The 12,076-nt window shown below is 44.9% G+C and carries 12 protein-coding genes; 5 read left to right on the top strand and 7 right to left on the bottom strand.

Annotation, left to right across the window (positions count from 1 at the left end):
- Positions 1 to 132 precede the first annotated feature (132 nt).
- The 3 genes from QNI24_RS04105 (at position 133) to QNI24_RS04095 (ending at position 2,342) form a co-directional block, all read left to right on the top strand.
- Positions 133 to 792, top strand: coding sequence for a cupin domain-containing protein (locus tag QNI24_RS04105; protein ID WP_267175013.1), 660 nt, complete (start codon positions 133 to 135; stop codon positions 790 to 792).
- Positions 793 to 1,075: 283 nt separating this feature from the next.
- Positions 1,076 to 1,621: a hypothetical protein gene (locus QNI24_RS04100; protein ID WP_267175012.1), complete on the top strand. Its 546-nt coding sequence runs from the start codon at positions 1,076 to 1,078 to the stop codon at positions 1,619 to 1,621.
- 181 nt (positions 1,622 to 1,802) lie between these two features.
- Positions 1,803 to 2,342 carry a hypothetical protein gene (locus QNI24_RS04095; RefSeq protein ID WP_267175011.1) on the top strand — a complete coding sequence of 180 codons (540 nt, stop codon included), beginning with the start codon at positions 1,803 to 1,805 and terminating at the stop codon, positions 2,340 to 2,342.
- 58 nt (positions 2,343 to 2,400) lie between these two features.
- Here QNI24_RS04095 and QNI24_RS04090 read toward each other — a convergent pair whose 3' ends face one another.
- Positions 2,401 to 3,351 carry a carbon-nitrogen hydrolase family protein gene (locus QNI24_RS04090; RefSeq protein WP_267175010.1) on the bottom strand — a complete coding sequence of 317 codons (951 nt, stop codon included), beginning with the start codon at positions 3,349 to 3,351 and terminating at the stop codon, positions 2,401 to 2,403.
- A 126-nt stretch (positions 3,352 to 3,477) separates the two neighbouring features.
- On the opposite strand from QNI24_RS04090, the gene QNI24_RS04085 reads away from it, so the two are divergent.
- The gene (locus QNI24_RS04085) at positions 3,478 to 4,758 is read left to right on the top strand and encodes a metal-dependent hydrolase family protein (RefSeq protein ID WP_267175009.1); all 1,281 of its coding nucleotides are present in this window, start codon (positions 3,478 to 3,480) and stop codon (positions 4,756 to 4,758) included.
- The gene (locus QNI24_RS04080) at positions 4,755 to 5,537 is read left to right on the top strand and encodes a hypothetical protein (RefSeq protein WP_267175008.1); all 783 of its coding nucleotides are present in this window, start codon (positions 4,755 to 4,757) and stop codon (positions 5,535 to 5,537) included. Before QNI24_RS04085 ends, QNI24_RS04080 begins: the two co-directional genes overlap by 4 nt.
- Here the strand turns inward: QNI24_RS04080 and QNI24_RS04075 are convergent.
- The 6 genes from QNI24_RS04075 to gatA form a co-directional block, all read right to left on the bottom strand.
- Positions 5,531 to 6,664: a leucine-rich repeat domain-containing protein gene (locus tag QNI24_RS04075; protein WP_267175007.1), complete on the bottom strand. Its 1,134-nt coding sequence runs from the start codon at positions 6,662 to 6,664 to the stop codon at positions 5,531 to 5,533. The two genes, QNI24_RS04080 and QNI24_RS04075, sit on opposite strands and share 7 nt — an antisense overlap.
- Before the next feature lie 86 nt (positions 6,665 to 6,750).
- A complete protein-coding gene (locus QNI24_RS04070) occupies positions 6,751 to 7,638 on the bottom strand; it encodes a 2-hydroxyacid dehydrogenase (protein ID WP_267175006.1) in 888 nt (295 codons plus the stop codon).
- The gene (locus QNI24_RS04065) at positions 7,635 to 8,111 is read right to left on the bottom strand and encodes an RNA pyrophosphohydrolase (RefSeq protein ID WP_267175005.1); all 477 of its coding nucleotides are present in this window, start codon (positions 8,109 to 8,111) and stop codon (positions 7,635 to 7,637) included. The genes QNI24_RS04070 and QNI24_RS04065 overlap by 4 nt, the downstream gene beginning before the upstream one ends.
- A gap of 136 nt (positions 8,112 to 8,247) precedes the next feature.
- The gene (locus tag QNI24_RS04060) at positions 8,248 to 9,183 is read right to left on the bottom strand and encodes a carbohydrate kinase family protein (RefSeq protein WP_267175004.1); all 936 of its coding nucleotides are present in this window, start codon (positions 9,181 to 9,183) and stop codon (positions 8,248 to 8,250) included.
- A complete protein-coding gene (gene gatB, locus QNI24_RS04055) occupies positions 9,176 to 10,621 on the bottom strand; it encodes an Asp-tRNA(Asn)/Glu-tRNA(Gln) amidotransferase subunit GatB (RefSeq protein ID WP_267175003.1) in 1,446 nt (481 codons plus the stop codon). The genes QNI24_RS04060 and gatB overlap by 8 nt, the downstream gene beginning before the upstream one ends.
- Entirely contained in the window at positions 10,618 to 12,063 is a 1,446-nt protein-coding gene (gene gatA / locus QNI24_RS04050) for an Asp-tRNA(Asn)/Glu-tRNA(Gln) amidotransferase subunit GatA (RefSeq protein ID WP_267175002.1), read from the bottom strand. The genes gatB and gatA overlap by 4 nt, the downstream gene beginning before the upstream one ends.
- Positions 12,064 to 12,076: the final 13 nt, after the last annotated feature.

The following is a 12,076-nucleotide window of genomic DNA, read 5'->3' as shown; positions in this document are numbered from 1 at the left end:
TCAAAATAATCAAGTTGTGCCTCAGTTACCATTAGTCTTATGGTACATTCATATAAACCAAATGTTTTACCTGAGCCTTTGGAGGTATCGAAAGAGATATCATAGCAAACCACAATTAAATACTGGAAAAACATGAATCAAACAAACCTCAATATGGACTTCACCCAACGGTTGGTTATGGAAACCGAACAAATGCAGTGGTCGGCCAGTCCATCACCCACCGTATTCAGAAAAAGGTTGGCACGGGCAGAGGCGGAACAAGGTCATGCCACCAGTATAGTGAAGTACGAACCAGGCGCCACTTTCAAAACCCACCACCACCCCAAAGGCGAAGAAATATTAGTTTTGGATGGGGTGTTTTCCGATGAACACGGGGATTATCCAGCCGGCACTTACCTGCGCAACCCAGATGGCACTTCACACGCTCCTTTCAGTAAAAAGGGTTGTGTGTTATTAGTCAAGTTATGCCAGTTTCAAGACACCGACACGGCTCAAATTAAGATTGACACCAACAACACCCCATGGCGCCCAGGCATCGGTGGCTTGGAGGTGATGCCCTTGCACAACCACATCCACGAAAATACCGCATTGGTCAAATGGCCCAAAGGCGAAATTTTTCAACCACATACCCACTTCGGTGGGGAGGAAATTTTTGTGCTATCCGGCACCTTCAAAGATGAAAACGGCAACTACCCCAAAGGCACCTGGATCCGCAGCCCTCACCTCAGCTCACATCACCCTTATGTCGATGAAGAAACCATTATTTGGGTCAAAACTGGACATTTGACTTAAAAAAGAACGTAATTATCTGACTCGGCGTCTGTCAAACTGAACTATTGAAACAACCTTCACAACAATTTACACATCCATTTTTAACTTCTTTTTTAGGCTTGATAAACAAACGACAGTAATAAGGTGTTTTTATACTGCATGAAATAAAAACAGACATTGTTGGTTCAGAACGGGTTCATTTTCAACTTCCTATAATCCGCCCAACACAACCAACTCGGGTTGTGTTTCAACCAACAACCATGGAATTAAGTGGTTAATATTTATTAAATAGGAGAAACATGAAATGAGAAAATACTTGATTGCAGCTTGCTTGACCCTTAGCTTAAATGCACAAGCCAATGACGACATCAATTACAACTATTTTGAACTGGGTTATGACTACCTGGACCTGAATAATGGACGCACCACAGACGGTTACTATTTGGACGCTTCATTTGAATTGTCTGATCAATTTTATTTGGGTGGTTACCTGAATCATTTAGAGTCCAGAAATATAGACAGCAAGAGGTATGGCGCCTTATTTGGGTTTCATCAAGGTATCAGCAACAACACCGATTTTTACACCAATTTAAGACTGGGCCAATTAGATTTGCGTCTTGATGACAGTTTTACCTATGGTTTAGAAATCGGCACCAGAACAGCATTCACTGAAACATTTGAATTAATCACCTCAGCCGGTTACACCCAAGTGGAAAAAGCCAATGATGGTTTTTTTGAGGCCAGTGTCGAGGGCTTGTTTAAATTGGACGAAAGCAAAGCTTTCACTTTGGGCTTAAAGAGTATTGACGGTGATTTTGGTGCCCAAGCTGGATTCAGATTTTCATTTTGAATTCTCCCAGCCACTTCTTATGCTTTAAATCAACAACAGTTGAATGCAGAAAGGTCATGATACATTTTGAATGATTGACATTACCAATGAATTACTTATAATCGCCGGCGAATTATGGACTAATTCATTTGTTTTAATTGACAAACCAATTTATTACCTTTAATTTTTCACGGAGAAAATAATGAAATACTTTACCTTTTTACCACTTTTTTTTGCTTCTTTTTTGGTTCAAGCCCAAGACAACATCAGCTACAGTTATTTTGAGGTAGGCGTGGAACACTTCGATTCTGATTTAAGAAGTATCAACGGCCTCTTTTTAGAAGGTACCGGGGCAGTTTCAGAATCAATCTACTTAGGAGGTTTTTACAGTAACTTAGACGCTGGCAGCAGGAACTTGCAAAGAACTGGTGCAATTGTTGGCTTTCATACTGAAATTGCCAGTATAACCGATTTCTACTCACAATTAGAATTGGGTATTATTGACCAGTTTTCTGATAGTTTTACCTACGGCGCTAAATTCGGTACCCGAACAGCAATAACTGAAGCAGTTGAACTGAATACTGGCCTCAGCTACACACAAGTGGAAGATGCCAATGATGGGTTTTATGAATTTGGTTTAGAAGGCCTTTACAAATTCAATGATCAAGTTGCGCTGAAAACAGAATTGGGCAGCCTAGACGGTGACTTGAATGCCAAACTGGGTTTCAGGTTCATTTTCTAAAACATCCTTTAGATACAAACTTCAGGTGTGCCTTGATTACTAGAGCGCACCTGAAACCTCACATCTCATCCAAGTGATTCAAGCGCTTTCTATTGACCTTTAACTGCAACACATCAGGCCTGGAGTAATGGCCCACTGGATCAAAATTTTGTCGTTCTTCAAAAACCCTGGTGTGGTCAATGGTGGCGGTGTAGATACCCTCCTCTCCCACTTGTGGTTCAATGATGAAGGATCCATCTGGCGCACACAAACAGGAACCACCATCAGTTAAGAAATCATCTGGGCAATCTTTCATCAAAGCCGCATAATGCGGACTGTTATCAGGAAAATCTGATGGTCGCATCAAACCGCCCACAGACATCACAAAAGAACGACCTTCTTTGGCCATCATGGGGGTGATGTCATGGGTGTTCCTGATACTGCCAGGCCAGTTGGCTACGTGTAAATCTTCACCTTGGGCATACAATGCGGTTCGTGCCAAGGGCATCCAATTCTCCCAACAATTCAAACCACCGACGGTAAATGCACCCAATTTATGGGTTTGTAGCCCATTGCCATCACCGGGTGACCAAGTCAAACGCTCCTCATAAGTAGGCTGTAGTTTACGGTGTACGGATTGTATAACACCCTGTTCATTTATATAGACAATCGAACAATACAAGCTGTGTCCACCGCGATCGACCGGGCGTTCGATGATGCCCAAATAACAAGCCATGTTATGCTGTTTTAAAACCGCACAAATACCATCTAAATCGCCGCGTTCAATTTGTACCGCTTGCTGACAATAATGGGCATGAAATTGTTTTTGATCCTCGGCATTGAAACGCGCCCCTTGAGTTAACTCTATCCAAAACGGATAACCAGGCAGAACCCCCTCACCCAAGGCCACCAATTGACAACCTTGTTGCCCGGCTTGATGTAAATAATCAATGATTTTTTCGGTGGTCTTGATGCGATCAAGCCAAATTGGGGCAAGTTGGATCAAACCGACTTTGAGTTCATTTGACATGGTAACTCCTGATTAAAAAGTGTTGATTGATTGTTGTCCTATTGTACCCAATAAAATGAGCTTAATTGACGCTGTTTGTTGTTGTTCTGTTAAGATAATTGGCACGTATTTATGGGACCAAATAAAATGAACAGAGTAATAAAGACCGCAATCCTCGCATTGACTTGCAACTTTCAAATCGCAACGGCACAAACAGTCATCTACGCCGGAAAATTACTGGCCGTTCCTGGCGAGAAACCGCTGAAAAACCAAACAGTTACCATTGAAAATGGAAAGATTATAGCTGTGAAATCTGGATTCACCCGCTTTGATCAAACCGATGGCATGCAAATCATTGACCTGCGTGACTCGTTTGTGATGCCGGGACTGATGGACATGCATGTTCACCTGCAAGGAGAATTGGGCCCAATGAATGACCGCGATGCATTGAAGATGTCAGACCAGCTCAAAGGCATGCGCACCATTCATTATGGAAAAAACACCCTGATGGCTGGTTTCACTACTGTCAGAGATGTGGGTTCTGATTCGCAATACATGTACGCCTATCGAGATGCGGTCAACAATGGCTGGGTGGATGGACCCAGAGTGATTGCAGCTGGCGGCGTAGGCATCACCGGTGGCCATGCCGATGTCAGTGGCATCAAGCCTGACTTGATGGAGTTCTATACTGACAAAAGCATTTGCGATGGTCCATTTGATTGTCGCCGCGCCACGCGTGATGCAATCAAGTACGGTGCTGACCTGATTAAGATCACCTCTACCGGCGGAGTGATGACCGATCGTGCCACTGGCACCGGACAACAAATGGAAATGGATGAATTGAAAGAAGTGGTGCTGGCAGCCAAGCGTATGGGGCGGAAAGTGGCCTCACATGCACACCAAGAAGACGGCATCGTAGCGGCTCTGAAAGCTGGTGTTCACAGCATTGAGCATGGCACTTACACCGGCAAAGAGGCCATTAAACTGTTCAAACAAACCGGTGCATATTTGGTACCTACCTTATTGGCTGGTGATACCGTGGTGAGAATCGCTAAGGAAACCGATATGTTACCGCCTGCCGTTGCAGCCAAAGCCATCAAAGTTGGAGCGGACATGCAAGGTAACTTTGGCAAAGCTTACAAAGCCGGCGTAAAAATTGCTTATGGCACCGACAGCGGTATTTCAGTGCATGGCACCAACGCCAATGAAGCGTTACTGATGAGTGAGGCAGGCATGCCAAATGATGAAATCATCGTCACAGCCACCATCAATGCGGCTGACTTGATCGGTATGTCGGCACAATTAGGCACATTAGAAGTGGGTAAATTGGCTGACATCATTGCCACCGATGGCTCACCGTTGGATGACATCAAAGAATTACAAGACGTGGACTTTGTGATGAAAGGGGGCAAAGTACACAAACAATGAGCAGAGTGTGGCTTTACTTGGTGTGTTGTTTTGGGCTGGCTGCTTGCCAGCCCAAAGGCAGTTTTACCTATCAACACCCTGCACCCGAAACCTACCCAATCAATCAAGTAGTGGTAGTGATTGATTACCTGAATCTGGGCGATGATGTCGGGAAGTACTGGGATTTTGATAGTTTTTATCACCAAAGAATACTGGATGATACCTTCCTCCAAACCAAACAGTTTTTGGCTAACAATGGTTATCCTGCAGTCAGCGCATACCTGCTCAGTAGCGGCCTGTTAATTGATCCTGAGTTTGCAGTTGAGCATTATATTCAGGACCAAGCACAAGAAAAGCTGCTTTACCCGCCTTACCTGTTGGCGCAACAAAACGTCACTGTAGAACAACAAGCACAACACCAAGAATTCTTAACCATCATGGTGAAATACTTGGCACAACGCCGGCATCATGCAGCCGACCCATTGAGTCTGAGCGGCATGCAAATGGGCTATCATTTTCAAAGCATGCAGCTTCCAGATGACGCGGCTATTTTCTACCTACACATCAACCAATCAGCACCGGGCGTGATGAAACAACTGGGGACTTTATTGCTGACAGGTGCCATTGCCAGCCAGGCTGATTATGCCCATGTGGGTTTAGACCTGAGCAGTCAGCGGCAAGCCAGTGCTTTTTGGATTCATCGCGGCAGCGGACAGATTCTGTGGAAAAACCACTCCAGCTCATGGTCTACAGATCAACCATTGGTGGACCTATTACTGGGTTTTCCAAGCGCTCACTGAACCACACAATCACCGTCAAAATCAGCATAAAAAACTTCATCGGTGAAGCCTTGGAATTGAATACTTCTGTTGGGGATTTGTTGGTACCAAGCATCGATGGCTGCAGGAATCACACTGCCTGACATGTCATTGCCATCGAGGTAAAATTGGTTCATGGCATTCATGTTGCCAAAACCAACAGGCACCATGCCAGTCAATCGATTTTGGTTCAAATAAAAGCCGAAAAGTGCCGTCATTTGTGACCAAGAATCAGGTATTTCACCTGAAAGTTGATTGTTGGTCAGGCCAATGAATTCAAAACCATTCAGCGCGCCCCAAGAAACTGGTAGGCGGCCACTGAGCTGATTGTTACTCAGGTCAAGCTGTTTCAAACCACTCATGCGTCCGATGCAATGCGGCAGTTTACCGCTGAGGTCATTACCCGGTAACAATAAAAATTCCAAAGCTTGTAGTTCAGTAATTTCATTGGGTAAAAATCCAGTGAAGCCGACATTCTGGGCTGAAAAATATTCCAAAGACACCATTTGTGCTATCTCTGCAGGGATGGTTTCTGCGAAATCATTGTCATCAATCCACAAATCAGTCAAATCAGTCATTGCCGTTACGTAGGGCATGATTTCACCTGAGAGCTGATTGTTTTGTAGCTGAAGAATCCTCAAGGCAGTTAAGCTTGACAGTTCATTGGGTATTGTTCCCGTCAATTGATTGTTGCCCAGTAATAAAAATTCCAATGAAGCCAAATCACCAATACTTGATGGAATGAAACTGAATAAATCATTGTTACTCAGATTCAATGACACCAACTGAGTCAAGTCACCGATGTTGCTGGGTATGATGCCATTCAAATTATTATCGTTTAAATCCAAAAACCAAACAAATTTTTCAACGGGCCCAAAAGCAGAAACCCCAAACCAACTGTCGACATCGGCGTTGCCCCAATTGCTGTTGTTGATCCAATTATCACCATCAGTGATGTTGTACAGGTTGACCAGTGCATTGCATTCAAGGATGGGTGAATTCATCCCCGGTTGCAGGCAAACTGTATTGAAATCGAGGTCAGCATGAGCACATGGCATCAACAAGCAAATCAACAAGCCCAGAAGTATCTCTATGTTGGCTTTATTCATACTAATAGTATGAAATAGAAACCAAAGAATTCAAAGCAAAAAAGTGATTGTCGGATTTGAGTCATTCAATGATTCGCTTGATAGGGTCAGGATTGTTTCATCAGGCCACGATAATAGCCCACCACTTGCTGGGCAGTCTGCATGACATCAGAACGTGATGATGAATGTGGGGTAATGGTGATCTTGGGGTGCTGCCAAAAGGGGTGTTCAGCTGGCAGCGGTTCCTGCTGAAACACGTCCAATACGGCGGCTTTAATGCCGCCTGAATCCAGTATCTGTAACAGCGCAGCCTCATCGACATGAGCACCACGGGCCACATTAATTAACACCAGGTTTTGACCACACCAAGAGAGCAACTCGCGGTTGATGATGTGTTTGGTTTGTGGATTTAAAGGTAGTAAAACAACCAAGTAATCACTGCCCTCACAAACTTTTTGCAAACCCTCAGCACCATGAAAACATGGATGTTCAGGGTGTTTTTGTTGTTGTGTCCAAGCGATTGTTTTAAAGCCCAAATCGACACACCTATCGGCCACAAATGCACCCAGAGCACCCAAACCCAAAAACCCAATCACAGGCATCGGTTGATTTTTTTCAAGGACTTGCCATTGTTGATTTGACTGCTGGATGCGGTACGCTTGCCCATGGCGGTGAAAAGCCAAGACGTGTTGCAACACATACTGTGCCATGTTTTGTTGTAAAGCCGGTGTGACTATACGCGCTTGTTTGATATGACCAGATACATGTTGATCTTGTTCGATGTGATCCATACCGGCACCCATAGAAATGACTGCTTTGAGCTTGGGCATGTGCTGAGTGATGCCTGCAGGGTGGTCCCATAAAACTGCCAATTCAACGGTTTCAGGGTGGGGAATATCTGGCCATTGTTGGATCTGCACCTCAGGTAATTGAGATGCCAGCAGCTGGCACAATTCATCGGTATTGCGGTCTGTGATAATGACCGCAATACTCATAGGTTCTTGGTAAGAAACTCTAGGTGTTTCAGGGCCCGCTTGTATACACCTTTTTTGAAATGTATGACATTTTCAGCCGGGTACCAGAAATTGACCCATCGATAGTCTTCAAACTCGGGCTTGGGGGTCTTGTTAAAATCCACTTTGGATTCGTCTTCTAATAACTTGAGCAAGTAATAGACTTGCTTTTGCCCAACAAATGATGGATCTGAGTCTCGTTTGTGGAATTTTTTAGGCAGGTGATATTTCAACCAACCAGGCGTTGAGCCCAATACATCCACGTGGTGAGGTTTCAACCCCACTTCTTCATATAATTCCCTGAACATGGCCTCTTCCGGGGATTCGTCTTTATTGACACCCCCCTGTGGAAACTGCCAACCATTGCCTCTGGTTCGCTTGGCCCAAAACACTTGACCTTCATTGTCGAGCAAGATGATGCCCACATTGGGCCTGAAACCATCTCGATCAATCATGATGATATATAATTTTTAAACTGCCTCTATTGTTTCAAAAAAATGAAATTTACTCAAGAAATTTCATGCTGCCCTTTGGCCAAAAAAAAAGCCCACACAACAGCGCAGGCTTTTATTTCTTCATGAAAGTTGATGTTTAAAAAGCGTAACCAAACTCATCTAAGAATTTTTGTCTGAAGTCTTTTTTCGAAATGTAATGGTTTTGCGTGCCTGCAGTGGCTATTTTGATGCTGCCCAATAGTGACGCAATGCGACCTGTGGTTTGAAAGTCCAGACCACTGGTCAGACCATACAACAAGCCAGCACGATAGGCATCACCACATCCCGTTGGGTCGACCACTTTTTCGGCTTTAACCACTGGTATGTGATACATGGTACCATCGGCGTAAATCTCAGAACCTTTCTCACCACGGGTCACAATCAATGCATCCAAGTGACTGGAAATTTCTTTGGCATCCATACCAGTGCGATCGTGCACCAGCTCGTATTCATAATCATTCACCGCCATCCAAGTGGCTTGGTCAATAAACTGTCTCAAATCATCACCATCGAACAAAGGCATGGCCTGACCTGGATCAAAAATGAAAGGGATATTTAAATCAGCAAATTCCTGCGCATGCTGTATCATGCCATCACGGCCGTCTGGTCCCACAATGCCAATTTCGATGTCTTCATAATCCTTGACATGGTTCTCATGTGAAAAATTCATGGCGCCCGGATGGAATGCCGTGATTTGGTTGTTTTTCATATCGGTGGTGATATAGGCTTGTGGCGTGAAATGCCCTTCTTTGGTTTTCACTGCTTCAAGCGAAATTCCCAAGCCTTTCAAACGCTGGTAATAAACATCAAAATCACTACCCACCACCCCCATAGGGACTGGCTTACCACCGATCATCTTTAAATTATAAGCAATGTTACCTGCCACGCCACCAAATACACGGCTCAAAGTGGGAACCATAAACGAAATGTTCAGTTTGTGGATTTGTTCAGGCAAGATGTGCTTGGCAAACTCATCTTCAAAGACCATGATGTTATCGAAGGCCAAAGACCCACAAATTAACGCTCTACTCATTTAATAATTCCTCTAACAATTGTTTGGTTTGGACCGGGTTGGCCTGGCCCTTGGTTTTTTTCATGATTTGTCCAATGAAATAGTTGAACATTTTTTCATTACCAGCACGATAATCGGCAACTTGACTGGGGTTATCGGCAATCACTTGATTGATTAATTCATTCAAAGCCGATGAATCTGAAATTTGTCCTAAGCCTTTGGCCTTGATGATGGCAGCAGCTGCCTCACCACTGTCCCACATGTCCTCGAGCACTGTTTTGGCCACTTTTCTCGAAATGCCACCTGCTGCCACTACATCCAACAGACCGGCATACGATACCACATCTATTTTCGATGTGGTTATGCTTTCACCCTTTGCATTGAGTAAAGCGCTGAACTCACCCAACAAAAATTTGGCGTTTAAATCTGCATCTGCTTTGGATTGGGCATCTGCGGCCTCAAAAAAAGCAGCCATTTGGATGTCATTGGCGATGATTGCTGCATCATCAGCTTTGACTTTCAGCACATTGATATAACGTTGAATTTTTTGTTCTGGAAACTCTGGCAAATGTTCACGTTGTGCCTCAATCATCGCATCAGTGATGGCTATGGGCAGTTGATCTGGATCGGGAAAATAGCGGTAATCATTGGCGTTTTCTTTGCTGCGCATGGACCGCGTTTGATCTTTATCTGCATCATACAGCCGCGTTTCTTGAATTATTTTCTCACCCGCCTCTAACAGTTTAATTTGTCGTTTGGCCTCATGATTGATGGCTTTTTCAATAAACCTGAATGAATTGAGGTTTTTAATTTCGGCTCGCGTACCCAGTTCTTTTTGTCCTTTAGGTCGCACTGAAACATTGGCATCACAGCGAAACGAACCTTCTTGTAAGTTACCATCACATATACCTAAATGGGTAACCCGGGTATAGATTTCCCGCATGTATGCCACCGCCTCTTTGGCATTCGACATTTGTGGTTCAGAAACAACTTCGATCAATGGGGTACCTGCTCGATTCAAGTCTATGGCCGAGTAGCGGTCGTATTTATCATGGATTGATTTACCGGCATCTTCTTCCAAGTGGGCTCGAGTGATTTCCACGGTTTTTTCACCTTCATCGGTTTTGATCACAATGTGACCTTTACCAACGATCGGATCATCCATCTGACTGATTTGGTAACCTTTGGGTAAATCAGGATAAAAATAGTTTTTCCTCGCAAACACCGTTACTGGTGGTATCTCTGCATCGACAGCCAAACCAAATCTGATGGCGTATTCCAGGGCCTTTTGATTGATCACCGGCAAAGTCCCCGGCAGGCCTGCATCCAAAAAACTGACTTGAGAGTTTGGCGATGCACCATAACTGGCTTTCATGCCTGAAAACAATTTACTGTTCGTGGCCAAGCGCACATGGATTTCCAATCCTATGACCATTTCCCAGCGGTCCCAGATACTCATAAGAATGCCTCCGGAATTTGCATGTGGTGGTCGTGGTCTAGTTGGTATTTATCGGCCAAAGCCAAAATATTCTGCTCATCGAAGTACCTACCAATCAATTGCAAACCCACAGGCAGCCCCGCAGTGAAACCAATTGGCATAGACAGACAAGGCAAACCCGCCAGCGATGCTGGGATGGTGAATTTATCAGCCTCGTACATACTAACGCCATCGGCTTTTTCGCCCAACTTAAACGGCAATTCTGGCGAGACCGGAGAGGCAATCACATCAACCGATTCAAACGCCTTATTGAAATCCTCACTGATTAGCCTTCTGACCTTTTGTGCTTTGAGGTAATAGGCATCATAATAACCAGCCGATAGTGCCCACGCCCCAATCATGATGCGTTTTTTGACTTCCTCGCCAAAACCTTCGCTGCGACTTTTTCGATAAAGGGCTTCTAAATTTTCAGCCGCGTTGGTTTGATGACCAAAACGCACCCCATCAAAACGTGACAAATTAGACGAACATTCAGCTGGTGCCAGCACATAATAGGCGGATACCGCCAAATCGGCGTGAGGCAGCTCTATGTCAATAATACTGGCGCCTTGTTGTTTGAAATACTCGATGGCCTCGGTGGTTTTATTTTTGATGCCCTCATCTTGTAGCGCATCGATCCAAGCATGGGGGACACCTACCCGCAAGCCTTGCATGTTGCTGTCTTTAGGCTTGTCCCATTGCCACGTTGAGGTTTTTAATGAAGTGGAATCCAAGGGATCGTGACCGCACATTTGTGACAACACCAAACCACAATCATCGGCTGAGACTGCCAGCACGCCCGCTTGATCAAGGGAGGATGCAAAAGCCACCATACCATGTCTGGAAACCCTGCCATAACTGGGCTTGATGCCGGTGATGCCGCAAAAAGCAGCAGGCTGCCTGATTGAGCCACCGGTATCAGTGCCAGTAGCCACTGGCACCATGCGTGCAGCCACTGCGGCTGCAGAACCACCCGATGAGCCACCGGGTACCCGTTGCGAATCCCATGGATTTTTAACCACGCCAAATGCCGAATGCTCATTGGATGAACCCATGGCAAACTCATCCATGTTGGCTTTGCCCAAATTGACCATACCTGCAGCAGCCAACTGAGTGACTGCGGTGGCATCATAAGGCGGCTTAAAATCCGCCAACATATTGGAGCCACAAGTGGTTTTTATACCCTGGGTACAAAACAAATCCTTGTGGACCAATGGCACACCAGCCAATAACTCACCGGCATCCAATTGTTGTTGGGCTTGCAGCAGTTCAGCAGCACTGAGCTCTGCACAGATTGAAATCAACGCATTGGTGTTGACATTAAAAGACTGGCAGCGGTCGTGATAGACACCACAGAGTTCTTGGATGCTGATTTGTTTTTGTTGCAACAACTCAGAGAGGGCTCTGATACTCAAATTAATCATGGTTTGAATTCCT

Origin of the sequence: Marinicella marina, from assembly GCF_030065545.1 — a bacterium.
Taxonomy (GTDB): Bacteria; Pseudomonadota; Gammaproteobacteria; order Xanthomonadales; family Marinicellaceae; genus Marinicella; species Marinicella marina.
This window is presented reverse-complemented; position numbering and strand designations above follow the sequence as displayed.

What these genes read in the sequence shown, in the direction of transcription:
- QNI24_RS04105 (WP_267175013.1), top strand. Translation starts at nt 133, where the DNA reads ATGAATCAAACAAACCTCAATATGGACTTCACCCAACGGTTGGTTATG.
- QNI24_RS04100 (WP_267175012.1), top strand. Translation starts at nt 1,076, where the DNA reads ATGAGAAAATACTTGATTGCAGCTTGCTTGACCCTTAGCTTAAATGCA.
- QNI24_RS04095 (WP_267175011.1), top strand. Translation starts at nt 1,803, where the DNA reads ATGAAATACTTTACCTTTTTACCACTTTTTTTTGCTTCTTTTTTGGTT.
- QNI24_RS04090 (WP_267175010.1), bottom strand. Translation starts at nt 3,351, where the DNA reads ATGTCAAATGAACTCAAAGTCGGTTTGATCCAACTTGCCCCAATTTGG.
- QNI24_RS04085 (WP_267175009.1), top strand. Translation starts at nt 3,478, where the DNA reads ATGAACAGAGTAATAAAGACCGCAATCCTCGCATTGACTTGCAACTTT.
- QNI24_RS04080 (WP_267175008.1), top strand. Translation starts at nt 4,755, where the DNA reads ATGAGCAGAGTGTGGCTTTACTTGGTGTGTTGTTTTGGGCTGGCTGCT.
- QNI24_RS04075 (WP_267175007.1), bottom strand. Translation starts at nt 6,664, where the DNA reads ATGAATAAAGCCAACATAGAGATACTTCTGGGCTTGTTGATTTGCTTG.
- QNI24_RS04070 (WP_267175006.1), bottom strand. Translation starts at nt 7,638, where the DNA reads ATGAGTATTGCGGTCATTATCACAGACCGCAATACCGATGAATTGTGC.
- QNI24_RS04065 (WP_267175005.1), bottom strand. Translation starts at nt 8,111, where the DNA reads ATGATTGATCGAGATGGTTTCAGGCCCAATGTGGGCATCATCTTGCTC.
- QNI24_RS04060 (WP_267175004.1), bottom strand. Translation starts at nt 9,183, where the DNA reads ATGAGTAGAGCGTTAATTTGTGGGTCTTTGGCCTTCGATAACATCATG.
- gatB (WP_267175003.1), bottom strand. Translation starts at nt 10,621, where the DNA reads ATGAGTATCTGGGACCGCTGGGAAATGGTCATAGGATTGGAAATCCAT.
- gatA (WP_267175002.1), bottom strand. Translation starts at nt 12,063, where the DNA reads ATGATTAATTTGAGTATCAGAGCCCTCTCTGAGTTGTTGCAACAAAAA.